20 protein-coding genes and 3 tRNA genes are annotated in these 24,659 nt (G+C 38.5%); 11 read left to right on the top strand and 12 right to left on the bottom strand.

From position 1 onward, the window contains the following. Window positions 1–62: 62 nt before the first annotated feature. Together tsaD and HME9304_RS13715 are read left to right on the top strand one after the other, a co-directional pair. Window positions 63–1,091: a tRNA (adenosine(37)-N6)-threonylcarbamoyltransferase complex transferase subunit TsaD gene (gene tsaD, locus HME9304_RS13720; RefSeq protein ID WP_112379120.1), complete on the top strand. Its 1,029-nt coding sequence runs from the start codon at window positions 63–65 to the stop codon at window positions 1,089–1,091. Between the two features lie 187 nt (window positions 1,092–1,278). Next, window positions 1,279–1,983 carry a 16S rRNA (uracil(1498)-N(3))-methyltransferase gene (locus HME9304_RS13715; protein ID WP_112379119.1) on the top strand — a complete coding sequence of 235 codons (705 nt, stop codon included), beginning with the start codon at window positions 1,279–1,281 and terminating at the stop codon, window positions 1,981–1,983. On the opposite strand, the gene HME9304_RS13710 is transcribed toward HME9304_RS13715, so the two are convergent. After that, window positions 1,980–2,765 (bottom strand): DUF1223 domain-containing protein, encoded by a 786-nt coding sequence (locus HME9304_RS13710; protein WP_112379118.1) that lies wholly within the window; start codon window positions 2,763–2,765, stop codon window positions 1,980–1,982. The two genes, HME9304_RS13715 and HME9304_RS13710, sit on opposite strands and share 4 nt — an antisense overlap. Before the next feature lie 39 nt (window positions 2,766–2,804). Between HME9304_RS13710 and HME9304_RS13705 the strand changes: the two genes are divergently transcribed. From HME9304_RS13705 to HME9304_RS13695, 3 genes are all read left to right on the top strand, one after another. Then, window positions 2,805–3,455, top strand: a complete 651-nt coding sequence (locus HME9304_RS13705) for a DUF4159 domain-containing protein (RefSeq protein ID WP_112379117.1) — start codon at window positions 2,805–2,807, stop codon at window positions 3,453–3,455. 3 nt (window positions 3,456–3,458) lie between these two features. After that, window positions 3,459–4,559: an AI-2E family transporter gene (locus HME9304_RS13700; RefSeq protein WP_112379116.1), complete on the top strand. Its 1,101-nt coding sequence runs from the start codon at window positions 3,459–3,461 to the stop codon at window positions 4,557–4,559. 73 nt (window positions 4,560–4,632) lie between these two features. Further along, window positions 4,633–5,763, top strand: coding sequence for a class I SAM-dependent methyltransferase (locus HME9304_RS13695; protein WP_313789980.1), 1,131 nt, complete (start codon window positions 4,633–4,635; stop codon window positions 5,761–5,763). Here the strand turns inward: HME9304_RS13695 and HME9304_RS13690 are convergent. The 5 genes from HME9304_RS13690 to HME9304_RS13670 all read right to left on the bottom strand — a co-directional run bounded on the left by HME9304_RS13690 (window position 5,741) and on the right by HME9304_RS13670 (window position 9,508). Next, on the bottom strand, window positions 5,741–6,454 hold the full coding sequence (locus HME9304_RS13690; protein ID WP_112379837.1) for a M15 family metallopeptidase: 714 nt from the start codon (window positions 6,452–6,454) through the stop codon (window positions 5,741–5,743). The two genes, HME9304_RS13695 and HME9304_RS13690, sit on opposite strands and share 23 nt — an antisense overlap. A 4-nt stretch (window positions 6,455–6,458) precedes the next feature. Continuing rightward, window positions 6,459–7,130, bottom strand: coding sequence for a carboxylesterase family protein (locus tag HME9304_RS13685; protein ID WP_239023285.1), 672 nt, complete (start codon window positions 7,128–7,130; stop codon window positions 6,459–6,461). Between the two features lie 62 nt (window positions 7,131–7,192). Then, entirely contained in the window at window positions 7,193–7,714 is a 522-nt protein-coding gene (locus HME9304_RS13680; RefSeq protein WP_112379114.1) for a 5' nucleotidase, NT5C type, read from the bottom strand. Between the two features lie 412 nt (window positions 7,715–8,126). Next, a tRNA-Arg gene (locus tag HME9304_RS13675) sits at window positions 8,127–8,200 on the bottom strand. Between the two features lie 162 nt (window positions 8,201–8,362). Next, window positions 8,363–9,508, bottom strand: a complete 1,146-nt coding sequence (locus HME9304_RS13670; RefSeq protein ID WP_112379835.1) for a formylglycine-generating enzyme family protein — start codon at window positions 9,506–9,508, stop codon at window positions 8,363–8,365. A 737-nt stretch (window positions 9,509–10,245) separates the two neighbouring features. Here HME9304_RS13670 and HME9304_RS13665 point away from each other — a divergent pair. After that, window positions 10,246–10,836 carry an RNA polymerase sigma factor gene (locus HME9304_RS13665; protein WP_164674845.1) on the top strand — a complete coding sequence of 197 codons (591 nt, stop codon included), beginning with the start codon at window positions 10,246–10,248 and terminating at the stop codon, window positions 10,834–10,836. 359 nt (window positions 10,837–11,195) lie between these two features. After that, complete coding sequence (locus HME9304_RS13655; RefSeq protein WP_112379111.1) at window positions 11,196–11,519, top strand: hypothetical protein; 324 nt, start codon at window positions 11,196–11,198, stop codon at window positions 11,517–11,519. Window positions 11,520–11,933: 414 nt separating this feature from the next. Here HME9304_RS13655 and HME9304_RS13650 read toward each other — a convergent pair whose 3' ends face one another. From HME9304_RS13650 to HME9304_RS13630, 4 genes are all read right to left on the bottom strand, one after another. Beyond that, window positions 11,934–13,316, bottom strand: coding sequence for an amidohydrolase family protein (locus tag HME9304_RS13650; RefSeq protein WP_112379110.1), 1,383 nt, complete (start codon window positions 13,314–13,316; stop codon window positions 11,934–11,936). A gap of 966 nt (window positions 13,317–14,282) precedes the next feature. Beyond that, window positions 14,283–15,194, bottom strand: a complete 912-nt coding sequence (locus HME9304_RS13640) for a TolB family protein (RefSeq protein WP_164674844.1) — start codon at window positions 15,192–15,194, stop codon at window positions 14,283–14,285. Further along, window positions 15,191–16,156: a TolB family protein gene (locus tag HME9304_RS13635; RefSeq protein WP_112379107.1), complete on the bottom strand. Its 966-nt coding sequence runs from the start codon at window positions 16,154–16,156 to the stop codon at window positions 15,191–15,193. Before HME9304_RS13635 ends, HME9304_RS13640 begins: the two co-directional genes overlap by 4 nt. Before the next feature lie 90 nt (window positions 16,157–16,246). Next, entirely contained in the window at window positions 16,247–17,002 is a 756-nt protein-coding gene (locus tag HME9304_RS13630) for a LytTR family DNA-binding domain-containing protein (protein WP_112379106.1), read from the bottom strand. A gap of 488 nt (window positions 17,003–17,490) precedes the next feature. On the opposite strand from HME9304_RS13630, the gene HME9304_RS13625 reads away from it, so the two are divergent. The 4 genes from HME9304_RS13625 (at window position 17,491) to HME9304_RS13610 (ending at window position 23,925) form a co-directional block, all read left to right on the top strand. After that, on the top strand, window positions 17,491–18,861 hold the full coding sequence (locus tag HME9304_RS13625; protein WP_112379105.1) for a hypothetical protein: 1,371 nt from the start codon (window positions 17,491–17,493) through the stop codon (window positions 18,859–18,861). Between the two features lie 77 nt (window positions 18,862–18,938). After that, a complete protein-coding gene (locus tag HME9304_RS17190; protein WP_239023284.1) occupies window positions 18,939–21,011 on the top strand; it encodes a T9SS type B sorting domain-containing protein in 2,073 nt (690 codons plus the stop codon). A 33-nt stretch (window positions 21,012–21,044) separates the two neighbouring features. Continuing rightward, the gene (locus HME9304_RS13615) at window positions 21,045–21,983 is read left to right on the top strand and encodes a PorP/SprF family type IX secretion system membrane protein (protein ID WP_112379104.1); all 939 of its coding nucleotides are present in this window, start codon (window positions 21,045–21,047) and stop codon (window positions 21,981–21,983) included. Between the two features lie 10 nt (window positions 21,984–21,993). Then, window positions 21,994–23,925 carry an OmpA family protein gene (locus HME9304_RS13610; RefSeq protein WP_112379103.1) on the top strand — a complete coding sequence of 644 codons (1,932 nt, stop codon included), beginning with the start codon at window positions 21,994–21,996 and terminating at the stop codon, window positions 23,923–23,925. A 458-nt stretch (window positions 23,926–24,383) separates the two neighbouring features. On the opposite strand, the gene HME9304_RS13605 is transcribed toward HME9304_RS13610, so the two are convergent. Both HME9304_RS13605 and HME9304_RS13600 read right to left on the bottom strand, forming a co-directional pair. Then, window positions 24,384–24,458, bottom strand: a tRNA-Pro gene (locus tag HME9304_RS13605). Window positions 24,459–24,493: 35 nt separating this feature from the next. Then, a tRNA-Ser gene (locus HME9304_RS13600) sits at window positions 24,494–24,577 on the bottom strand. Window positions 24,578–24,659: the final 82 nt, after the last annotated feature.

Raw genomic sequence — 24,659 nt, 5'->3', positions numbered from 1 at the left:
CGTAGTCTTCTGATAGGGCTTTATGTTTTACCTTTGCTCAACCAATTTTTGTTCCAAAACCTGTGGCAAATAAAAAAAATTACATTCTTGCAATAGAATCTTCGTGTGATGATACTTCTGCAGCAGTACTTTGCAATACAAAAGTGTTAAGCAATGTGGTGGCCAGACAAGAGATTCATGAACAATATGGTGGTGTAGTCCCGGAATTGGCTTCCAGAGCACACCAACAAAATATCGTTCCTGTGGTTCACCAAGCCTTGGCCAAAGCAAATATCGATAAAAAACAGCTATCCGCCATAGCTTTTACAAGAGGTCCTGGCCTTATGGGGTCTTTGTTGGTAGGCACTTCTTTTGCAAAGTCGCTGGCATTGGGTTTAAACATACCATTAATTGAGGTCAACCATATGGAAGCACACATTCTGTCTCATTTTATTGAGGGTGCGAGTGTCCATATTCCAAAATTTCCTTTTTTGGGAATGACGATCAGTGGCGGACATACCCAAATAGTAAAAGTGAGTGATTACTTCGATATGGAAATTCTAGGCGAAACCCTTGATGATGCAGTTGGTGAAGCTTTTGATAAAAGTGCAAAAATAATGGGTCTGCCCTACCCAGGGGGTCCTTTAATAGACCAGTATGCCAGACTTGGAAACCCCAAAACTTATAAATTTTCCAAACCAAAGGTTGATGGGCTTAATTTTAGTTTCAGCGGCCTAAAAACAGGAGTTCTCTATTTCTTGCAGCGTGAGACAAAAAAAGATTCCAATTTTATAAATAAAAACTTGAACGATATCTGTGCATCAGTACAACATACCATTCTTGAAATTTTAATGGACAAACTTAAAAAGGCCGTTACTGAAACAAGGATTTCAAGAATTGCAATCGGTGGCGGTGTGGCAGCAAATTCAGGAATCCGCGCAAGACTTAAAGAGGCAGAAGAAGACTTAGGTTGGCAAACGTATATTCCAAAGTTTGAATATTGTACGGATAATGCAGCTATGATAGGCATTGTTGGATACCATAAACTTTTACAGGGAATCTTTACTGATCAAAGTATAGCTGCAAAAGCAAGATATGCATTAGGGAGTTAATATTTGTTGTTCTAAATAGACAAATAATTTAGACTTTATAATAATGTATTGGTTAAGATATCCATAAAACAAAATATTTAGTCGATTGAGAAAGATTGGATAAATCTTAATTTATAATTTTGAAATACGGGTATGAATACAATTTGATTAAATCAGGTTTTTAATGTTTCAAAACTAACTGTAGACCATGCAACTCTTTTACAATCCATCACTAGAAAATAACAATGAGGAATTCTTTTTTCCTCCTGAAGAGAGTAAGCATATTCTAAAAGTGTTGAGAAAAAAAGAAGGTGATGTTTTAAATATTACCAATGGAAAAGGATTTCTTTTTAAGGCTGAAATTTTAATTGCCGATTCTCGAAAATGTAAAGCACGAATCACTTCTATAAAAAAAACCATCCCCAAACGTTACAAATTGCATCTTGTAGTAGCTCCAACCAAAATAAACGACCGTTATGAGTGGTTTTTAGAAAAGGCTACTGAGATTGGAGTCGATGAAATAACGCCCATTATCTGTGAACGTTCCGAGCGCAAGACCATAAAACTCGAACGAATGGAGCGAGTTCTGCAATCCGCAATGAAACAATCATTACAAGCTTTTTTACCTAAACTTAACCCAATGATATCTTATCAGGGATTTATGGAAAAAGAGGTCAAGGGCTTTAGATTTATAGCCCATTGTGACGATGGTGAAAAAATGGAATTTAAAAGAAGGGCTGTTGCGGATAGGGATATTGTTATACTTATTGGCCCGGAAGGTGACTTTACTAAAACAGAAATTAGTGAGGCAAAGTCCAAAGGCTATGTTCCCGTATCCTTGGGAATGAACCGCCTAAGAACAGAAACTGCAGCCATTGTAGCCTGTACAACAGTTTCAATAATAAATAGTTAGCGTTTTATTTGGAGTTTTGCAGCTCCATTAATATCCAAATCATCGTTTTCAACAAATAGCATCAATGTAATAGTGTCATTTTCTGTTATAATTGCAGGGATGGTTATTTTAGAAGTACCATTTTTGTATTTCAACGGAATATACCTTTCGGAGACTACTATATTGCTGTTTTTTAAAGTTCTATTTTTATTCTCTCCCCTTTTTACTACTGTAGTTCGCTCATCAAGTACTAAGACAGCTCTTAGTTGTTTTTCGGATAAATTTCCCAATATCGTATAATCAAATTGTATAGAACCTTTATCAATTTTTTTTACTTTTAGCTCTATGGGGTTCGCTATCTTACTTTTTTTATAATCGTTGATTTTAAGATACATTTTTGACTGATCGGAACCAACAAAATGTTCCTTTCCATTTACTACTAACTGTGGCGTATAATTACTTCGAGAACCAAATTTAATATTGTATTCTCGTTGTTTTTTGGTATGGGATGGTTTGCTAAATGGGTCTTCCCAGCCAATATAATTCCAGTAGTCCACATGATAGGATAATGCGTAAACTACTTCGGGATATTCATTTTTCACCTTGTTCAACAGTAAATCGGCAGGCGGGCAGCTGGAGCATCCCTGAGAGGTGAACAATTCCAGGACAACAGGATAAAAATTGGTCTCATCAGCTATAACTTTGGGCTTTAGCTGAACGCTTTCTTCATTTTTAATAGTATAAAATGCCATCAGGAACATTCCAAGAAAGACCATTGATGGAATTATGACTTTTTTAAACATGAATACTGTACTTTTGATTTACTGGTTATTCGTTGGCAGATGAAACAACTTACAGGACTTTGGTGTTTTTTAACTTTTTTTGTGATTGTCACTAGCTACGGACAAAAAATCGCGGTGCTCAAATACGGTGGTGGTGGCGATTGGTATTCAAATCCGACAGCCCTTCCCAATCTAATAGAATTTTGCAATAACTCCATCGATACAAAAATCCAAGCCAAACCTGAAACGGTAGAAGTTGGTAGTGTATCTATTTTTCAATACCCGTATCTGCATATGACGGGACACGGCAATGTTTTTTTTTCTGATGAAGAAGCAAAAAACCTAAGAACTTACTTGCTTTCCGGAGGCTTTCTACATATTGACGATAATTACGGAATGGAACCCTATTTAAGGAGAGAACTAAAAAAAGTATTTCCAAACAAGCAATTGGAAGAACTCGGTGCCGATCATCCAATCTTTACTATTAAATACAAATTTGAAAGTGGTCTTCCAAAAATACATGAACATGATGGAAAAAGACCCCAAGCTCTAGGAGTTTTTGAAAAAGGAAGATTATTATTACTGTTCACGTTTGAAAGTGATCTTGGGGATGGTTGGGAGGATCCGTCTGTACATAACAACCCTGAAGACATTCGATTAAAAGCTTTGCAAATGGGTGCCAACATTGTCGCATTTGCCTTTAAAAATTAACGTATGACGTCAAAAACCATTGCCAATGGAATATTAAGGGCTGTTGCCATTATAGCTGGCATCATTCTTCTGGGTTATTTTCTGTTTAAAATTCAATCCGTCATAGCTTATTTGGCAATTGCTGCAGTTATAGCTCTACTTGGCAGACCTATTGTACTCTTTTTGAGGGCAAAGCTAAAACTACCAAATACTTTGGCGGTAATCATAACCATGGTTTTGATTTTGGCGCTTTTTTTGGGGATTTTGGCATTGTTTATTCCATTGGTTTCCGAACAAAGTAAGAATCTTTCATTGTTGGATATTGATGCACTAAAAATCAATCTGAATACCTTATATCTACAAATTTTGGAATATTTTGGTGCGACCACAGCTAACGTAAATGAACTAATAGAAGAATCTGAACTTGAAAAAAACATGTTGGAAGGGCTGGACCTAAACTTTATCCCAGACTTTCTAAACTCTTTCGTCAATTTTCTCAGCAATTTTAGCGTTGGCCTTTTCTCGGTACTGTTTATTTCATTTTTCTTTTTAAAGGACAGCAATCTTTTTCAGAATGGTATTTTAACTTTTGTACCGGACAACAAGGAAAATAATCTTGTAAAATCTATTGATAAAATAAATGGACTTCTATCAAGATACTTCGCTGGAATTCTATTACAGCTTTTTATTCTATTTGTAATCTATACCATTACACTGTTGATTGCAGGTGTTGAAAATGCCATCGTTATTGCATTTCTCTGTTCATTGTTCAATATAATTCCGTATATAGGTCCAATTATAGGTGGAGTGGTTATGATTACCCTAACCATGACAAGTTTTTTGGGAGCCGATTTTAGTACCGTGATCCTACCCAAAGCTATATATGTTCTTATTGGTTTGGTCATTGGTCAGATAATAGATAATTTCTTTTCCCAGCCCTTTATTTTTTCCACTAGCGTGAAGTCACACCCTTTGGAAATCTTTCTTATAATCATCATTGCCGGACTTGTTTTTGGCATTGTTGGCATGGTGGTCGCCGTACCGGGATATACCGCCATAAAAGTAATTTTGAAGGAATTTTTAGCAGAAAATCAAGTAGTGAAAAAATTAACGAAAGGCTTATAGTAAAAGTTTGAATACATTAATATTAAATACTGGTGTTCAGAGTTTTATAAATAAAAACTATAATACTGACATCATGTCAGTATTACTTAAAAAGCCAATTTTTGAGGGTATATCCCAAAAAGAACTGGCACAACAGTTGGAAGCCAAAAAAAAGTGTGAAAACAAACTGCCCACCTGGTTCAATACCACTAAGATCTATTATCCAAATAAACTTAATATTGAACAAACAAGTTCTGAGTTGACTGCACAGTATAAGTCCACACTTATAAACGGCAAAACACTTATGGATATTACCGGAGGTTTTGGTGTAGACTCATATTATTTTTCCAGAAGAATGGAGGCTGTAGTGCATTGTGAAATTAACCCAGAATTGAGTAAGATAGCCGCACATAATTTTTGGGTCTTGGAACAAAAAAACATTGACTGCTTTATTGAAGATGGCATTGAATATTTGAAACTAACCAATCAAAAATTTGATTGGATATATATTGATCCATCACGAAGAGATGAAAAATTTGGCAAAGTCTTTTTGTTAAAAGATTGTTTGCCAAACTTGCCCAAACATCTTTCCATGATTTTTGAGAAAACCAAAAATGTATTGATTAAAACCTCTCCCCTTTTAGATATTTCCAAAGGGATTAAGGAATTAAATTATGTAAAGGAAGTTCATGTTATTGCTATAGATAATGATGTAAAGGAATTATTATTTGTTTTGGAATTTGGATTTAAAGGAGAGATCACCATCAAAACAATCAATTTTGTCAAGGGAATTGAAAATAAATTTGACTTTCAGCTAAATGAAGAAAACCATATAATCTGTTCATTTGGCCAACCCGAACGCTATTTGTACGAGCCAAACTCGGCTATTCTAAAATCAGGTGGATTTAAATCTGTGGGGAAAGTCTATGGATTGAAAAAATTACATCTAAATTCCCACCTATATACTTGTAAATCATTAATAGCTTATCCTGGACGTAGATTTGAAATTTTAAAAACCCTTGCCTACAATAAAAAATCAATCCAGTCACTTTCACTTAAAAAGGCCAACATAACGGTCAGAAACTTTCCATTATCTGTTGCCGAATTGCGCAAAAAACATCAAATTAAAGATGGTGGAGATGATTACCTCTTCTTCACTACCATTGGTAAAGAAAAGCTTACCATATTGAAATGTAAAAAAATCAATTCTGACAATCCCATTTAAAATTGGCTACCCTATCGTTTGAACCTAATGAAAGGTTATAATGCCACCATTCTGTGCGTATCGACCAAAAACCATATGCTTCCATGGTTTCCTTTAAAAGTTTTCGGTTTTGCAATATTTCTTCGGGCAAATCAAAATTATCATGGTATGCCCGCTTTCCAAAAAAATCAAAATCCGTTCCCATATCCAGTTCATTGCCTTCCAAATCAACGAGCGTGATGTCTACAGCACCTCCCTTATTGTGGATAGATCCTTTAACGGGATTTGCCACATATTGGGGATTAGGAACTATTTTCCACATTTTGTACTGTACGGAATTAGGGCGATAACAATCAAAAAACTTTATTCTGACCCCTTTATCCATAAATTCCCTATTTGCATCGATCAAGGCTTTTGCAGTTTTTACGCGCGTGTAGCACTCAGCGCAATCATATACTTTGGCTTTTAAAAAATTATTGGTTGTCGCATAGCGAAGATCATAGGCAAAATCATTGCTGAAATCAGCCAACCGAACAAAAGTGGTGTCAGCCAAGCCTTCAAATGTTTTCAGCTTCTTTTCTTGAACGGGAATAATTTCTGCCAAAGGCTTCTCAACTTTCTCGTGAGCCTCATTGCCCATATTTTCCTTGACTACCTCATCGCGACAGCTCAATAGAGAGAATACAATGAAAAATGATATGTAATATTTCATTAAATTATTTTTGTTTTTGATTAACAAGCCATTCGTACAAAGCGTCGGTGGTATACGCCCTACTCCAAGAATTGTGTCCCACGTCTTTGTATCGCGTATATCTGACATCATAATCCATTTCTTTAAGTTTCGCTACCATTTTATCCGACTCCTCAACCGAAATGACTTCATCCCTGTCTCCATGAAAAACCCAGATAGGCATTTTTTTATTGATCCAATGTGCATAGGGCAAAGGAGCCATTCCACAAACTACTGCCATAGCAGCAAATTTTTTGGGATATTGGGTAGCTAACTCCCATGCTGCGCTTCCGCCCCTGCTCAGTCCCGTTAAATAGATCCGCTTTCTATCAACGTTATTGCTCTCAACAACAGAATCCAATAGTTTCATAATTGCTTCTGTGTTCCACCATTTTCGTCTATGGGGATTTTGTGGGGCCAATATTAAAAAAGGGAACTGTTTGCCTTCTACCAAAAGTTTTGGGGGACCATTTTTTTTGATTTCTTCCAATTCACTTCCTGATTCTCCCCCTCCATGTAAAAAAAGTAATAATCCAAAACCCTCTTTGTCATCGAGTTCATAACCTTCGGGATAATATAAATAATATTTTAGATTCTCCTTGGTGACAGTTTCAATCTCATCATTTACAAGCTGTGATTGTGCTGTGCAGCCTTGCATCAAAAAAAAACTGTAAATAAAAATCGTTTTAAGCAGAAGATGGGGCATTTTCATGGTCAAAGTTACAAAAGTTTGTTAGCGATATCGCTCCAATTATTGGCCCTATCAAAACCTACCGTGTTGATATTATGGGGAGATGTAAAAATTATGGACCTACCATTAAAGTTCTTTAAATTATAACTGCGGTCATCTATAAGCACATCGCCCTTTAAAATATGTTTATCGCCACAAAGTATTCGTTTTTGCCAAGGAATAAAGGGGAAGTGTTCATCTAACCAGTCTGATTTTTCTTTTAAGGAATCTGGAAACTGCATTGCTGCAGAAGCAATATATACTTCATATCTATCGTTCAAAGCTTTCAATACTTTTTGACTATCCTGAATCACATTTAAATTTTTAAAAAAACCTATCCTTCGGGCATGGTCCTTTACATTTTGTTGATGTACTTCCGGAACGCTTTGCCATACTTCCTTTCCATTGCATCTGTCAGAAGTCAAGTATCCATTAAATTCTTTGTTGTACAGTTCAATGTGTGCTCCGTAAGTATCGGCAAGCACTTCATCCATATCCACGAATATTGTCATTTTTCCAATTTAGAATTCCGAAGAAAGAGAATACTCCTGTATCTACAAACTAAACTGTAAAATATGATTATAAAAAAACCCGAAATCTTTATTTGGCTCTATATTGAACCCGTTTCAACATCCCGTACCAATTTTGCACCCGATTTTGAGAATGGGACCCTGAAACAATTTCAGGTTAACGACAAAAATGTGCTGTTTTAACATCTATACCTCCAAATTTTAGGAATGAAAGGTAAAATAGCAAAATGTACTAACCGGCTATATAGTTTAATAGCATATGTATACTATTGCCAAGCGGAATTTCTCAACAACAATGATTGGTCCCATAAAAATCTTAGGGGAAATCATTAAATACCGGGAACAATTTTTAATAAAAAAAGCCCCTGATAAATTGGGGGCTTAGTATTCTTTGTGATCGCGGCAGGATTCGAACCTGCGACCGTCTGCTTAGAAGGCAGATGCTCTATCCAGCTGAGCTACGCGACCATATAGCTATGAAAGCCAATTTTAGACTTTCGGCGGACAAAAATAGAAAAAGTATATCAATTGAATAGCCAATAGAATGAATTAATTGGAGTTTTGAACGAAAAAATTATATCTCCCATACCTGTGATCATAAAATGGACTTTTATATTTCAGTCTAGCTGATCAATCATTCGATTTTTCTCTTCTAAGTTTATTAAGATATTCATCAATTCCAATAACGGTACGAAAGCCTAAATGTTCAAGTCCAGTATCTATGTTAGTACCCATTCTCGCACTTATTCTATAACTGGCACAATAACTTTCACTGCATAGAAAAGACCCTCCTTTTATAACTTTTTCACTTGCGTAGGGATTATTTATATTAAATGGAGAATCGGCTCCCTTCGGGTTCTTTAGGAATTTTTCCTTTTTAACACTACCATAGTATTTGGTATTGTACCAATCGGTTGTCCACTCCCAGACATTCCCTGCCATGTCGTATAGACCAAAGTCATTTGATGGATAGTTCTTTACAGGGGAAATACGTTCAAACCCGTCTGCTTTTGTATTACTATTTGGAAACTCCCCATCCCAAGTATTGGCCATAAAACTCAATGAATCCTTATTATTGCCCCAAGAGAAAATAGCCTCTTTATTTCCCGCTCTGGCGGCATATTCCCACTCTGCTTCAGTAGGCAATCTTTTTCCGGCCCACTTGCAATAAGCCAGTGCATCTTCGAAAGCAATATGAACAACCGGATGGTCCCCCTTTCCTTCAATTGAACTATCTGGTCCCTGTGGGTGCTTCCAGTTTGCTCCAATTTTCCATTCCCACCATTGTGAGTAATCATACAAATTAGGTACTGAAGTTGCAGTTTTCTTAAAAACCAGTGAACCTGGTTTTAAGAGCGAATCATTTGGTTTTTCCGTGTCATCAGGAAGTTGCTTTTTCATCTCATCCCAATCAATTTCCCTTTCTGCTACGGTAACATAATCGGTGGCTTGAACAAATTTTGAGAATTGCGCATTGGTAACCTCATGTTCATCCATAAAGAATCCATCGACAATAACTCTATGTGAGGGTCTTTCATGGGCCATAGCCATTTTATCTCCTTTTCTTGCTCCTTGAATAAATTCTCCCCCTCGTATCCATATCATTCCTTTTGGAAGCTTTTCCAAATCATTTGGCAAATCTTTAATGAATGTTGGAGATTCCGAAGTTTGCTCTAATGATATTTTTCTTGGAATAATTTTATCTTCCTTTTTACACTGAATGAAAAAGAATAATACCAATAAAATTAGTCTTGCTGGATAAATCGTCTTCCTCATAAGATTGGGCTGAAGTTTCATTAGAAATTAAAGTTCATCGTTTTAACTTTTTGGCGAGTGCATTTGACTACATAAAGGTAAAAAGAGAATTCCCTTTATAGTTTATTTTTGAAATTAAATATCTTGACTTTATCAAACTGGGCTCTATCTTTCATCAAAGCTAACTTTATAATGTAAGTTTTCTATTTACAACCGCAAATACAATCTTTACTTTAGTTTGACTTGTAAAGAACTTTTGCCGTACAGGGTATGAAAATGGGCAGCTCATTAACAATAACACTTGTAGACGGCGGTTGGGGGACAAAAAATTATTTGTTCTGAACAATATATAGCAAGAGCAACAAAAGCGATTAAATCTAGCTCGATTCTTGAAAAGACGTATCTAATTAAAACATTGATGTTGGTTTTTGGCTATTCTATCTTATGTAGTTGTGTTTTATAGTAATTTGAGATTATATTAATCCTCCTTTAACCCGTTTTAGCTTTGAGAATATTCATATGCAACGAATTGCCTATTGGATAATCTTTAAAAAATTCCCCTCACTTATTTATAGTCCAAGGAAAAGACCACTGACTTTCTCTTTTTTGAAATTCCCCGTCTGGCGTAAAAAAATTAGTTGAAGTAAATAAGAAAATATACTGACTCAAAATGCCTTTGCTCAGAAGTGAAAAACTAACTTATTATATTGCATCTCCATATTAAGTAAGTGACCTTTGGTCGATATCTATTGAACTCAGTGAATAATATATCTAAAATAAACGAATTTATCGACCACTTTTTCAGGCATGAATCAGGAAAACTGATTTCAGTTCTAACTGGTATTTTTGGTTCTGATAATTTGATTCTTGCCGAGGACATCGTACAAGATACTTTAGTCGAGGCCATAAGTAATTGGACATATAAAGGGATTCCTGAAAACCCTGTTGCCTGGCTTTACACTGTAGCAAAGAATAAGACTTTGAATGCCATAAAAAGGGAAAAACATCTCCAAAAATATATTTCGGAAAGTTTATATACCGTAAAGGCGCATAGAGAAACTGAATTAAAGGGGACCGAATTTTTTTCGGAGCAGGGCATTTCGGATGATCAATTGCGAATGATGTTCATGTGTTGTCACCCATCAATTTCCAAAGATTCACAAATTGCATTGATGCTTAAAACACTGTGCGGATTTAGTATCGGCGAAATAGCGAAAGCATTCTTGACCAGTAACGAAAATATTAACAGGCGTTTAGTAAGGGCAAGAAAAGCAATTAGACAGGACAACATCCCTTTTGAAGTTTCTTCCGCAAAACAGCTAGACAAGAGGTTATCTTTGAGAATATAGAATTAATCAAAAACAATCTTTCCAACAATCTGGGCCTTGAGTTTACAGATAATATCTATTTGATCAATCATACGGCAATAAATAAAAGACGAAAAGGAAGTAGTTGGGGATTTAATACCTATCCCACATTTGCCTTTACTGGATTGGATTTCGAAAAATTAGTAGATGCTGACGGGAAATTCTTCGATCATCATTTTAAATATTTCAGACATGCATTTGGTCATAATTATTTTGGAAGTAACGTAATGTCCGGGAATTAAGGAGGGTTTTGGCTCGAATCATTCGCTGAATATTTATCTTATAATACTGCAGAAGATTTATCTGGAAAACAATTTCTATCGGAAGTTTTGATAGGGCAATTGAAATACTTAAAAGACGACAACTTCATTCCCTTAAACCAAATTGAAAATAGAAATGAAATAGGAGAAACGTATAGATATGTCCTAGCTCCTCTTATGCTAAAATGTCTCGAAGATAAATTTGTCAGGAGTAAGATGATTCTGGTGATTCAGTATTTATTGGAATTTGCAAAAAATGAAACATTATCACTACAGCTTTGGAAGAATTCGGCAATCAAAAGTGGCATAAAAAAAGAAGCGTTTGAAGAATTTGAGAAACACTTTATTACCAATAAAGAATTCAAACAAAATATTATAAATGAAATTTTAAAAAACTACAGTTAATAAGAATTGAATTAAAATCTCCTATAATTAATATTTCAATAGTAGGAACTATAATAAATCCGTAACCCCTTTTATGAAAGGCTACAAATAGTAAAAAGACCATTGATGGCGGCAAAAAAATATAATTTCGAATCCTGTTTTCCCGATGAACCTTTTGCTAAATAATCTTTTCTTCAACAAGTTGTAAAAGTAGGAATACGTTGTTAAACGATTTGTTGATGAAACTATGAATGAACTTGGAGCAAAATGTCTTACCATCAGATAATACAAAAATATAATTTGTAAAATTCAAATCAATATATAGATATCAAATCTTAAGCACTTCTATCTTATGGCTAAAAAGCAGTTCAACAAAACTTTGGTTTTACCGAACTTGATTCTTATTCTTGATAATTGTCAAAGCACCTCCATTAATCATTCAATCCGAGCTTGGGTTTTGCCATTTTTAAATACCCTATTTATTTTTAAAGTATTGCTGATGGTTTCCAATGGGTTTTTATCCAATAGTACCATATCCGCAAATTTACCAACCTCAATAGATCCTAGGGAATCTTGGGCATGTAACATTTGTGCAGCATTTAAGGTGGCCATTTTGATAATTTCGATAGGTCGGTATCCGCCAATTTCCATCATTTCCATTTCTTCGTGCATACTATGACCGGGGAAAATAAATGCATTATAAGTGTCCGTTCCAATTACGATATTACAGCCCGCTTGTTCCAACAATTTAATGTCTTCCACTTGGGGAATAGAAGTATTTTCCAAATTAGGATTAGGGATTCCCATTACTTTTTCGATAAAACTGTTCATCTCGTGCGCCAATTGAATACGGTCTGGAGTAATATGGGTCTTAGTTTCCTCTGGTTTGTAAACCGCAGCAAGCTCTGGTGCTTCGAGCCACTCCGGATGCAAAGGATACATAAACGATTTTCCCATCGTTAGCGTGGTTACCCACGAGATGTTTCGTGCACCCAACGCTTCTATAACTTTCTGATCTCTTTCCCATACTACATCAACACCAATAAAGTGGATAATATTCTGAACGCCCGCTTTCTCCGCAATACGTACCTCCTCCATATCATCTACATGTGCAAAGACTTCCAAGTCATATTTTTTAGCCTCTTTGACGATCTTGGTTACAAACTCTTGGGGAATTCTAGGTACAAAAGGAGGATGTGGCCCATCTTCAATGGTCACTTTAATACCTTGAATAGGATTTTTGGAAACCCGCCTGACATAATCTTCAATTTGCAAGGTATCTTCCAGAAGAAATACCGTTTTCTCATGTACCCATTGGTCACCCCCATAGGTTTTCACGGGGTGCCGCCCTTCCATGGTAAAGTGTTGGCTTGTATGAAAGACCCTAGGAGATGGTATGATGGTATCTTTGGATAACTCTCGCATATGAGCAAAGTGTTCATCGCTGCAATGTCCGCAGCCAGGAACTAAAATACCAGTTACACCATAATGAATGAATTTCGGAAAATTCTCTTCCGGTGGCCCAGGATGGGCATGCCCATCTATAAGTCCGGGAATGAGGTATTTACCCTCTCCATTGATAACGTTCTTATGCTCATTTAACTCGATAGTGACCGTATCTATTTTTGAAATTTTGGAATCCTTGATATATACATTTACATTTTTTCGCAGGTCTTTACCGGTGCCGTCGATCAGGTTGACCTTTGAAATGACCATATCATAATTCATTTTGGCCTCTATTTCCTTTTTACAGGAAGCACCGATCAATATCAATGCCAGTACAATGACATTTGTTGTTGTGTTCAAAAGCTTTTTCATGACTCGATTTTCATTTTATATTATTTTTATAAAACCTTCCCTCCTTCATCTCAAATTCGAAATATTCAAGTATGCTAATGTCTTCCAAAGGATTTTGGAACTAAATAATAGGATAGACAGTAAAAGGAAGAAATTTCTAGTGAATCCCATGCTAAGAATATTTATCAGTTATATTCTTGGGGGAAGTACCGAACAAGGTATTAAAAATATTTATTCAGAAGTTATTTTCATAGAATATTTTATGGATGGATGTTTACAGTGTATGATCGGATTAACTTAGTTGACATAGGGATTGGTGTATGTTTCGAAAAACGTTCCTTTTATGAAACTTGGAAGCAAATAATTCCCGAAACAAGCCCCGAGGCATTAATATTTCAAAATAGTTTCAGTTGGCCATCCTCATGTAGAAACTTTTCATTACGGTGACGGCTTACCGTATTGATATAAAATCCACTTCCCCAGAAAGCCACACCCCATTAGGCACACATCATACCTAGAGCGTAAAAGAATATTTATTAAATAAGGATAGTATTTTTATCATAAAACTAGTTAGGTTGCTTAAATAACAATTTACTATTACAAAACGAATAGAGTTCTATAAGGACTTTAATTGCCGGTTCGTAAATTGAACTTTATCCAATGTTTCAATTCTTTATGGACTATCATCAGGAGATTTACCTCAACAGCCTTGGTAGTTTTTCATGAAATTTGATATAAGGTTTCTAAGCAGTGAGGCTACAGATGTGCAGTGGTCTTGTCCTTGACGATTCTATGTTGCACCTTAATTAAATATATAACTTTTTTTCTTTTTAGGATATGGAATAGGTAACGTAAAAGTTTATAATCAATTTTCATCTAATCCTAGAATCCCTAAGTGCTATTTTGCATTTGCAATATTTTACACTTAGTTCAATCGGTTTGGGATGAAACAAGTTGCAAAGATTCAATTGTCGTTGGTTTATGATGTTATTGACTGAAAAGCGATAATTCAAATATGTCAATAGAATCTTTTCTTAACCATCTGGAATAGAAAATACTATTACCATGTGGATTATATATAGGAGTCATGTCTTCTTGGCTTGAAGGATGAAATGTTAGTCGTCTTATTTTTTTGTCCAATAAAGAATATTCATATATACTAACATCATATTTGTTTTCTCCATCGCGGTTCGAAGTAAAGAAAACCTTATGTCCATTTTTAGACCATGTAGGATGGTTATCAAATCCCAGGCTTTTTGCTATCCTTTGTTCTTTACCTGAACCAATATCCATAATTACGATTTCAGAATTCGAATTTTCACCTTCTCCAAAGAATCTTCTAAATGCGATTTTGCTTCCATCAGGCGAATATTGTGCATGTGTTGCTTCTCCATTATTCTTCCGTATTTTGACACGGTCTGTTCCGTTGATTTTCATGGTGTAAATATTATAATTCTGGCCTTTCATAGTAGAATTATAAATAATCTGTTTACCATCTGGAGACCAATACGGATGAATATCTTTTGATAATGAATCTTGAGTTAGATTTGTCTGATTGCTTCCGTCTAAGTCCATTATAAAAACATCATAATTTCCATCACGGGTAGAGACAAAAGCTATATGTTTTCCATCTGGAGAAATAGATGGTGTTCTATCATTCGCCTCATTTTTGGTTAACTGTTTTAACTTTCCAGTTTCCAGGTTTTTGATGTAGATGTCATTATTGCCCAATCTATTGCTATGAAAAACCAGGTTCTTGCCATCTCTAGTAGGAAAAGGATAGGCATTCTTTATGTTGGTAATCTTTTTAGGTTGGTTTAAGTCTTTTCCTAACTGCCCGAATGATTTTGTAAAACCTGACAACAAAATCAATTGCAAGAGTATAATGGTCTTTTTCATGGCTTTTCCAAGTCTATGATAAATATCTCGACATTCCCATCCTTGGTTCTGGTACAAATTATTTTTGAACCATCGGGGGACCATTGCGGCTTTGCAAAATATCCTCCCTGTGAATCAAATTCGGTTATTCTGGTAATATCCGTCCCATCTGGGTTAATGGTATAAATCTGCCAGTTGTTAAAACGTTCTCTTTCCGAAGCGAAAGCAATTTTGGAACCATCGGGTGACCATGCCGGCCAACCGTCATGATCCGGATAATTGGTTAGGTTATAGGCATTGGAACCGTCGCGGTTAGCGACAAAGACTTCTGAGTTGGTCTTGTAAATGCCCATTTGGGTTTCAACAAGTCTCCTGAAAGCTATTTTAGAACCATCGGGCGAGATATCGGGATAGGTATCCCAGAGCGGGTAATCGGTAATTCTCTTGAAGTCGGAACCGTCTATGTTCATCTCGTATAGTTCATGGTTGATATCCGTAGTAAATTCATTTTTTATAAAAGTAGAATCCGGCATTGATCGATTGCTATGGAATATAATTTTTTGACCGTCAGGCGAAAAATTGGGATGCCCATCATGTGCAGGATGGTTAGTCAGGTTTTTTACATTGGTGCCGTCAACATCCATTAAGTATACTTCATAGTTTCCATCCCTCTCGGACGCAAAAAGAATGCTTTTACCGTTAGGAGACCATATTGGTGTCTCATCTAGGCCTGGACTATGTGTAAGTCGTTTGGTATTGGTGCCATCCATATCCATAATATAGATTTCAGAATCGTTGTCGTTTCGATTTGATTGAAAAACGATTTTGGACCCATCCGGTGACCAGTATGGATAGGATGTTTCTATATTGGTATGTTTGATTATTTTCTTTAAATCTACCTTTATTTGGGAAGTTACCGTTCCTGAACTAGCAAGAAGTATTAGAACCACTAATAAATAAAAACCCTTGTTATTTAAAACCATGCTTATAAGTTTAAAAGGCCAAAATAAATTATTGTACTTATGATTTCAGGGCCTTGCAGTAAACAGACCCGATTTTGATAGCGAACGGTCTTAAGAAGTTCTGTCTTTAAAAAACAGGATGATATCTTTTGTAAAATTTCTACTTACGCTACGTCTGGTTCCGTCCTTCATAATGATTTCAAGTCTATGATTCCGACCACTGGCAAGTTCTGATACATAATTTACATTAATTATAGTGGATCTGTGAATCCTCTTGAATACATCTGTTGGAAGTATGTCTTGAAAATGTTTGAGAGGTTTGCGCATTACAAAAACGCCCTCAGTAGTAAATAGCTTGGTATAATAATTTTCCGAGGTCAATAAACTTATTTGTGAGGGCTCACAAATGTATTTACTATTCCCCCTTGTTAATTCCAACAATAGAGGTGGTTGGGCATTTGGGTCAGCATTTCGCTTAATCCTGTCAACAACAAACCAGACAAGGCCGATGTCTATCAAAGTCCAAAAAATAAAGAAATAGGGGAAAACGCCGAACCCACTTCCCCTTTGACCAAGATAAGGGCTGAAACTAGAGCTAATCAAGAAGAACCAAGCAAAGTGTGCGGCCACCCATAAAAGACCGGATAAGAATAGCAATGCCATCCCAAGTTTTAATTTGTCAGCTCTTTCGACGACTTTTTCAAATACCTTGAAACTAAAGGCCCAAGGTATCCAAATTACGATTTGCCATAATAGCACATGAACAAGTGAAATCCCTGCGTTGTCGGCATATTCCCGCCAATAGATCAATAGACCGAACAGGATACCTACAAAGGTAAATAAAGCGAGCGCTCTTAGAATTTTCATACTGCTCAAAAGTTAGTGAAATATCACTGTGATGATATAATTTTTGGGCCTTTTCTTGAAATTGCAATAGTATCTATTCAACCGAGTTTTTATGGGGCAGTTGAGGCAAAGCGACTCTTTTCACCATAGGATGTCCCATAAATCTGCCATTTTAATGTGCACCTTGATTTGGGTAGTTCTCATTCGAAAAAGCGACTACTTAATAGTATTGATAGCTCCAAACCTTACTACTTATAACAATGTATCTACTTTAACTCTTACCAAAAAAATAGTCATTTACAAAGGTTTAAAGTGCACACATACCTAACACTAGAAGCCAGTAATAACAGAGCCTCATCGATAAGCCACAACATATAATCAATTCACCCACATAAATTTATTCTTTACAACAAAGAATCTTATTTCCTACAACTTAATTATACGTTTGATGTTAAAATTTATAAGAAAAAGATTATAATTCTTTTTTCCAAAATTAAATTATTTAGACCATGACCGTAAAAAAATTACTTCAACTAACCATTTTTCTAGCATGTACTCATTCCTTTGCCCAGCTTGGAGTAGGAACATCATTGCCCAATTCTTCCGCACAACTTGATGTAGTGTCTACCGATAAGGGTATTCTAATACCTAGATTGGCACTGGCCTCTACAACGGATACTTCCACTATTGCCAACGGCAACATAGAAAGCCTAATGGTGTACAATACAAATACTGCAGCGGGACTTTCCCCAGGGTATTATTATTGGGCGAACAATGTATGGAACAGGCTTGCCCTACAAGAGGAAATCACTTCATTACCCCAAAACGTAACCTCCACCAATGGTTCCATAACAGGTATTGCGAACGATGCGGCACTGGCAGCCATGGATCTAGAGGTGAACGTTGATGATACGACCATCGAGGTGGACGCGACCAACGGGGTTCAAATAAAGGACGACGGGATTACGACCGCCAAAATTCTAGACGATAATGTAACCATATCCAAGATTGGAGCGGTAGTGGGCGACGCCAATAAGGTTTTGGGCACGGATGCCACCGGTAACGCGGAATGGCAGGATGCAGCCACAATAGCCGCAAGCCTTGGCGAGAACGTGACCTCTACCAACGGTTCCATAACAGGTGTTGCCAACGACGCCTCTCTTGTGGCAATGGATTTGGAAGTAAAGGTAGATGATGCTACTATAGAAGTGGACGCCACCAACGGGGTTCAAATAAAGGACAATGGTGTTACGACCGCAAAAATTGCTGATGATGCCGTAATAATTACAAAGATTGGAACGGCCGGTGTGTCGGATGCCAACAAAACATTGACCACCGATGTGAATGGCGATCCACAGTGGGAAACGGTAAGCATTTATATTGTTGGGGAGATAAAGCAAACTATTGGATCTATGCCGGCCGGTTGGATAAAGCTTGAAGGGCAGGCCATTTCCAGTTTAACGGCCTCACAGCAGACACAAGCTACAAGTTTAGGGTTGAGCGGAAATCTACCCAATGCAACAAATGCGTATTTGAGCCAAAATGGAACTGCTTTGGGAAGCCTAAGCGGAAGCAACGCTAAAACAATTGCACAGAACAATTTGCCCAATGTTGCCCTATCAGGGTCAACAAACACCGCAGGTAGTCATGTTCATTTCATTAGCGGTAATGCAAGCGATGATTTGAGCGCTTCGGGCATATCCGGTGATTATGTACTTCAGAATAACGATGGAAGCGGAACTGGTGAGAACACCAATGCGGCTGGCAATCATTCCCATACCTTTACGACATCGTCTATTAATGGCGGTGTTGCCCAACAACCTTTTGACATAACACCGAACACCCTTAGTGTTGAAACCTACATTTATTTAGGTGAATAAGTAATCATTTGAAAAACAATTAAGTAAAGATCAATTAGACCTTTATGATTGTTAAACAAAATCCTAAAACCAAATAAATGGATCAATTAAGAATATATATAACAGGCCTATTCTTGCTTGGCCTACATGCAGCCCAGGCCCAGGTGACCAATACCGGGGAGATAACCGTGGTATCTGATACCCAGATCAGTTCGGTCTCGGATTTCCAGAATACGGCGACAGGCTCGGTGAACAATAACGGGGAACTGTTCCTCTATGCGGATTATGATAACGGAGGCTCGTTTACCTATCTTACGGCCACGGGCGGTACCGTCCGTTTTCAAGGCACTTCCTTGCAGCAACTGTCCGGTAACGGAACAAATAGTTTCTATTCGGCGGTCTTCGACAACCCTACCGGGCCGATTGCCTTCGAACTGGCCGCTGCCATAAATGTTGCGAACAATGCCGATTTTGTACAGGGCATTGCCAAGAATGATGGCTTTGGCGGAAGCATCCAATTCGGGCCCGCTGCCGGGTATACAAACTCATCCAATAGTAGTTATGTAGACGGGGCGGTACAAAAAGAAGGAAATTCGGCTTTTACGTTTCCGGTCGGCGACGGCGGTTTCCATAGGACGGCCGCCATTTCGGCATCGGACAATGCCAATGCGATTTTCGCTTCCCGTTATATACTGGAGAACAGCAATACAGTCTATCCCCATAACGTCTTCTTGGGTAACGTAGGGTTCATCGACGATATGGAATACTGGACACTCGATAGGGTTCAGGGAACTTCGGACGTGGGCCTAACCTTGCGATGGGATGCCGCAACCACGCCAACAGAACTATTGACCGCGGATTCCTCGGAAATACATATTGTACGTTGGGACACGGCACAGGGTGCCTGGGTGGATGAAGGAGGTATCGTAAACGAAGGAAACCAAACGGTGGCCACCACTGCGATGATAACGGGATATGGGGTGTTTACCCTAGCAAAGGTATCGACCGATGAGACCGATACGGATGGCGATGGCGTGCCAGACTTTGCGGAAAACAACGCAATGCCCCCGACCGACCCCAACAATCCCAATGATTATATCGATACCGATGGTGATGGCGTACCCGACTATGTAGAAAATAATACAGCTCCAGGCAGCGACCCCAATGATGAGAACGATTTTATGGATGGCGATGGCGATGGCATTCCGGACTATATCGAAGAGTTTGGCGTAGATACCGATGGCGATGGCGTACCCGATTATATAGAACTGACCGATGATCCGGCTACGGATCCCAATGACCCGAACGATTTCACGGACAATGATGGTGACGGCGTACCCGATTACGTGGAAACCAACGGGGATCCTGAGACCGATCCAGACGACCCCGCCGACTTTATGGATACCGATGGCGACGGTGTACCCGATTATATAGAGATCAACGGCGATCCTTCATCGGATCCGAATGACCCTACTGATTTTGTGGATACTGATGGTGACGGTGTGCCTGACTATGTGGAGACCGAGGGCGATCCCGCCACGAATCCCAATAATCCGACAGATTTTGCCGATGGCGATGGTGATGGTGTACCCGATTACGTGGAAACCGAGGGTGATCCTTCATCAAATCCCAACGACCCTAACGATTTTGTGGATACCGATGGCGACGGGGTTCCCGATTACACGGAAATCAATGGAAATCCTGCCACTGATCCAAACGATTCAACCGACTTTGTGGATACCGACGGGGATGGTGTGCCCGATTACGTAGAGATCAATGGCGAACCCTCATCGGATCCAAATGACCCGACCGACTTTGCCGATGGTGATGGTGATGGTATTTCCGATTATACTGAAGGAGGGTACATACAAGATGACATCTTTATAGAAAACGATCTGGTCTCCAAGTCCCAGCCTTCCGGTTTTTTTGAAATCGTGAACATTGAGCGTTTTCCAGATAATACCGTGGAAATATTCAACAGAAACGGCATAAAGGTCTTTAGTATCAATGGGTATGACAACAATTCAAGGGTCTTTAGGGGCATTTCCGATGGTAGGGCGACCCTTCAGAATGGGGAAGGCCTACCTACAGGGGTCTACTTTTATATAATCAAATATATACAAGAGGGCAACGGCAGGACCAGGTCAGGTTATCTGTACATTCAACAATAATCGAACGCCGAACTATAATATTACGATAATAGCATGAAAAAACTCTTTATAACACTTGTATTTGTAATCGCCTCCTTTTGGAGAACCGTTGCACAACAGGATGCCCAGTATACACAATACATGTACAATACCCAAGTAGTGAACCCAGCCTATGCGGGCTCACGTGGTGTATTTAGCATTGCCGCACTCTACAGGTCGCAATGGAGCGGAATAGACGGGGCACCCACCACGCAGACATTGAACCTGAACACCCCGGTTTCCGAAAGGGTAGGTATAGGTCTGTCCATTGTAAACGACGAAATAGGGAATGGTACGAACCAGAATACTTATTTTAGTGCTGATTTTGCCTATACTATCCCTACATCGGAATTAGGAAAATTATCGTTTGGATTGAAGGCCGGCGGTCATTTGTTGGATGTAAACCTGACCAAGTTGAGAAACTATAATCCGGGACTGCTTGCGCCTGATGATAGTGGCATAGATAAGCGATTTTCCCCGAACTTTGGTGCTGGGATTTATTTCCATACAGATCGGTTTTATACGGGGCTTTCGGTACCCAACTTTCTGCAGACCGAACATTTTGAAACTTCCCAGGGGAGCAATTCCTATTTGGTTAAAGAAAGAATGGAATATTACCTCATCTCGGGTCTTGTCATGAATCTCGGCTACAGAATGCAGTTCAAACCGGCAGTGCTGTTCAAGGCCGTAAGTGGTGCCCCTTTACAGGCAGACCTGTCCGCAACGTTCCTTTATAATGAAAAGTTCTCGTTCGGGGCTGCTTACCGTTGGGACGCGGCCGTAAGTGCATTGGTCGGTTTCCAGATAAACGATAAGTTCATGTTGGGAATGGCATATGACCGCGAGACTACCGAGCTTGGTGGTACACAATTCAACGATGGTTCCTTTGAGTTCTTCTTAAGATTTGAACTCATATCACGGCATAGACGTGTCTTGGCACCCAGATTCTTCTAAACGATATACAATGGATAATAAGATAAAGAATACAATCATTTGTTTGCTGCTGATTTGTAGTTTGGGCAACGCCCAAAAAACAAAAAAAGCGGAACGGAGTTTCGATAACCTTTCATACAAAGATGCTATCGCTACCTATGAGCAATTATTGGAAAAAGGGCATTCCGATAAGGATATTTTTGAAAAACTGGGAGATGCCCATTACATTAATGCAGAGTATGGAGAAGCCGCGGCTTGGTACGAAAAATTATTTGAGCTGGAAGGTGCCGATCCCCAACCGGAATACATGCATCGCTATGCGACGTCTTTAAAGTCATTGGGGGAATATGAAAGATCGGACCAATGGATGCAAAAGTTCGGGAACAGTAGGCCGTCGGATATCCGAGCCTTAAAATTTAACGATAACCCGGATTATCTGGCCCAAATAGCAGAGTATTCCCATAGATACTCAATAGAGAACCTACCCCTAAATTCCAAGGAATCGGATTTTGCCCCTTCATTATACGGGAATCGGTTGGTATTTTCCTCGGCAAGGGACAGCGGCGTTGTGGCACGCAACATACACCTATGGAACAACAAACCTTTTCAAAAACTGTACAGTGCATCGATTTCCGGGAAAGGATCGTTTACGGGAGTTTCCGGGTTCTCAAAAGAATTGGAAACAAAGGCGCACGAGACCTCGACCACATTCTCCAACGATGGTAATACCGTATACTTCACGCGCAACAATTTTGGCAACGATAGTTTTTCGAGGGACGACAAAGGCATAAGTAGGCTCAAAGTATACCGGGCAGTTTTGGAAAACGGAAAATGGAAACAGGTTACCGAGCTTCCCTTTAATAGCGATAGCTATTCCGTGGCACATCCCTCGCTCAGTGCGGATGGAAAAAAACTATATTTTGCCTCTGATATGCCCGAAACCATCGGAAATTCAGATATTTTTTATGTTGATATCCAGGCCGATGGTACGTTTGGAACACCAGTGAACCTTGGGGCGGGAATCAATACCGAGGGGCGCGAAACATTTCCTTTCGTTACGGCCACGGACGTACTGTATTTTGCATCCGATGGACAGTTGGGCCTCGGTGGATTGGATATTTTTGCTGCCCAACTGGAGAATGCCAAAAGCAACTGTATAATTAACATTGGGGAACCCATTAACAGCAAAGCGGACGATTTCGCCTTCGTGCTGGACGGCACGGGCAAGCAAGGTTTCTTTTCCTCAAATCGTGACGGGGGTATTGGCAGTGACGATATTTATGGCTTCACAGAAGAAAAACCTTTGCACATAAAATGTATCGAAATTATTTACGGTACCATAAAAAATGCAGTAAGCGGGCGACCGTTGGCAAAATCCGAAGTAAAGGTATTAGACCAACACGATAACATAGTGGCCGAAGGCATCTCCGATACTGCAGGGGCTTTTAGGCTGGAACCGAAATACAGGTCCGGTAATTATCGTATAATGGCAACCAAAGAAGGCTTTGAAACCAATGAAGCTTCTTTTACCATGGTAAAGGAAAGGGATATCGCCAAAATAGATCTAGTGCTGAAACCAAGTATGGCTCCCGAAGGAACCGATTTGATCAGCTACTTGAAAATAAGTCCTGTCTATTTCGATTCCGACATATCGGCGATAGGGGAAGAGATGAAAGTAGACTTGGATAAAATCGTGACCTATATGAAGGACTATCCATCATTGAAAATAGAGGTCAGGGGGCATACCGATTCTAAAGGAAATGACAGCTACAATGCTGCACTTTCGGATAGAAGGGCTGTGGAAAGCAAAAAGTATCTTGTTTCCCAAGGAATAGACGGATCGAGGATATCAGCATCAGGTTTCGGCGAGAAACAGTTGAAAAACAATTGTGACACATGGGAAAAATGTTCGGAAGAGGAACATCGGCTTAACCGGAGGTCTGAATTTATTGTCGTAAAGTGATATTGAAAAGACTAGTAAGATGTCTTTTGAAGAAGGCCCATAAATAGAAAGATTTATAGTACTGTTTCTTCATTAGTAATGGTTGTAATAATTATAAAATTTGATAATCCTAATTATTGCGTTTAATTATACAAATGATATTTTTATATTATCAGAAAGTAAAATATTTTACTCTAAGTTCATTCATAATATTGTCAACAAATCGTCTAATAGGTTAATTTTTTTAATCTGTAACTAATTGATTTATAATTATTTGTGTGGTATCGGCATAACCCTGTTATCCCGATGACCTTTTTCACGGTCTCCCTAATATCAATACATTGTGTAGGCTGAATTATTTTGTTGTCCGGATTGTTGACTTTTTAAGAGGATTTTGATATGATAAAGTACTTTTTAGAAGGTTTACTGAAGAACAAAACCCTGATAATCAATTGATTATCAGGGTTAAAATGTTAAAGTCGGGGTGGCAGGATTCGAACCTGCGACCTCCGCGTCCCAAACGCGGCGCGATAACCGGGCTACGCTACACCCCGATATGGTTATCATTTCTTATTTCCAAGAAAAATTGCGGAGAGAATGGGACTCGAACCCATGCGACACTTACGCGTCGACAGATTAGCAATCTGCTCCGTTACCACTCCGGCACCTCTCCTAACATTTTTTATGAACGTACACTCTAAAAATGCGGATGCAAATGTACCTTTTCATCTGTAACATCGCAACTATTTTTCTAC

Origin of the sequence: Flagellimonas maritima (assembly GCF_003269425.1) — a bacterium.
Classification (GTDB): Bacteria; Bacteroidota; Bacteroidia; order Flavobacteriales; family Flavobacteriaceae; genus Flagellimonas; species Flagellimonas maritima.
The sequence above is the reverse complement of the archived record's forward strand: the minus strand, read 5'-3'. Positions and strand labels throughout refer to the sequence as shown.

Excerpts from the sequence above, each read along its gene's own strand:
- HME9304_RS13715 (WP_112379119.1), top strand. The coding sequence starts at position 1,279 with ATGCAACTCTTTTACAATCCATCACTAGAAAATAACAATGAGGAATTC.
- HME9304_RS13710 (WP_112379118.1), bottom strand. The coding sequence starts at position 2,765 with ATGTTTAAAAAAGTCATAATTCCATCAATGGTCTTTCTTGGAATGTTC.
- HME9304_RS13705 (WP_112379117.1), top strand. The coding sequence starts at position 2,805 with ATGAAACAACTTACAGGACTTTGGTGTTTTTTAACTTTTTTTGTGATT.
- HME9304_RS13700 (WP_112379116.1), top strand. The coding sequence starts at position 3,459 with ATGACGTCAAAAACCATTGCCAATGGAATATTAAGGGCTGTTGCCATT.
- HME9304_RS13695 (WP_313789980.1), top strand. The coding sequence starts at position 4,633 with ATGTCAGTATTACTTAAAAAGCCAATTTTTGAGGGTATATCCCAAAAA.
- HME9304_RS13690 (WP_112379837.1), bottom strand. The coding sequence starts at position 6,454 with ATGAAATATTACATATCATTTTTCATTGTATTCTCTCTATTGAGCTGT.
- HME9304_RS13685 (WP_239023285.1), bottom strand. The coding sequence starts at position 7,130 with ATGCAAGGCTGCACAGCACAATCACAGCTTGTAAATGATGAGATTGAA.
- HME9304_RS13680 (WP_112379114.1), bottom strand. The coding sequence starts at position 7,714 with ATGACAATATTCGTGGATATGGATGAAGTGCTTGCCGATACTTACGGA.
- HME9304_RS13670 (WP_112379835.1), bottom strand. The coding sequence starts at position 9,508 with ATGAGGAAGACGATTTATCCAGCAAGACTAATTTTATTGGTATTATTC.
- HME9304_RS13650 (WP_112379110.1), bottom strand. The coding sequence starts at position 13,316 with ATGAAAAAGCTTTTGAACACAACAACAAATGTCATTGTACTGGCATTG.
- HME9304_RS13640 (WP_164674844.1), bottom strand. The coding sequence starts at position 15,194 with ATGAAAAAGACCATTATACTCTTGCAATTGATTTTGTTGTCAGGTTTT.
- HME9304_RS13635 (WP_112379107.1), bottom strand. The coding sequence starts at position 16,156 with ATGGTTTTAAATAACAAGGGTTTTTATTTATTAGTGGTTCTAATACTT.
- HME9304_RS13630 (WP_112379106.1), bottom strand. The coding sequence starts at position 17,002 with ATGAAAATTCTAAGAGCGCTCGCTTTATTTACCTTTGTAGGTATCCTG.
- HME9304_RS13625 (WP_112379105.1), top strand. The coding sequence starts at position 17,491 with ATGACCGTAAAAAAATTACTTCAACTAACCATTTTTCTAGCATGTACT.
- HME9304_RS17190 (WP_239023284.1), top strand. The coding sequence starts at position 18,939 with ATGGATCAATTAAGAATATATATAACAGGCCTATTCTTGCTTGGCCTA.
- HME9304_RS13615 (WP_112379104.1), top strand. The coding sequence starts at position 21,045 with ATGAAAAAACTCTTTATAACACTTGTATTTGTAATCGCCTCCTTTTGG.
- HME9304_RS13610 (WP_112379103.1), top strand. The coding sequence starts at position 21,994 with ATGGATAATAAGATAAAGAATACAATCATTTGTTTGCTGCTGATTTGT.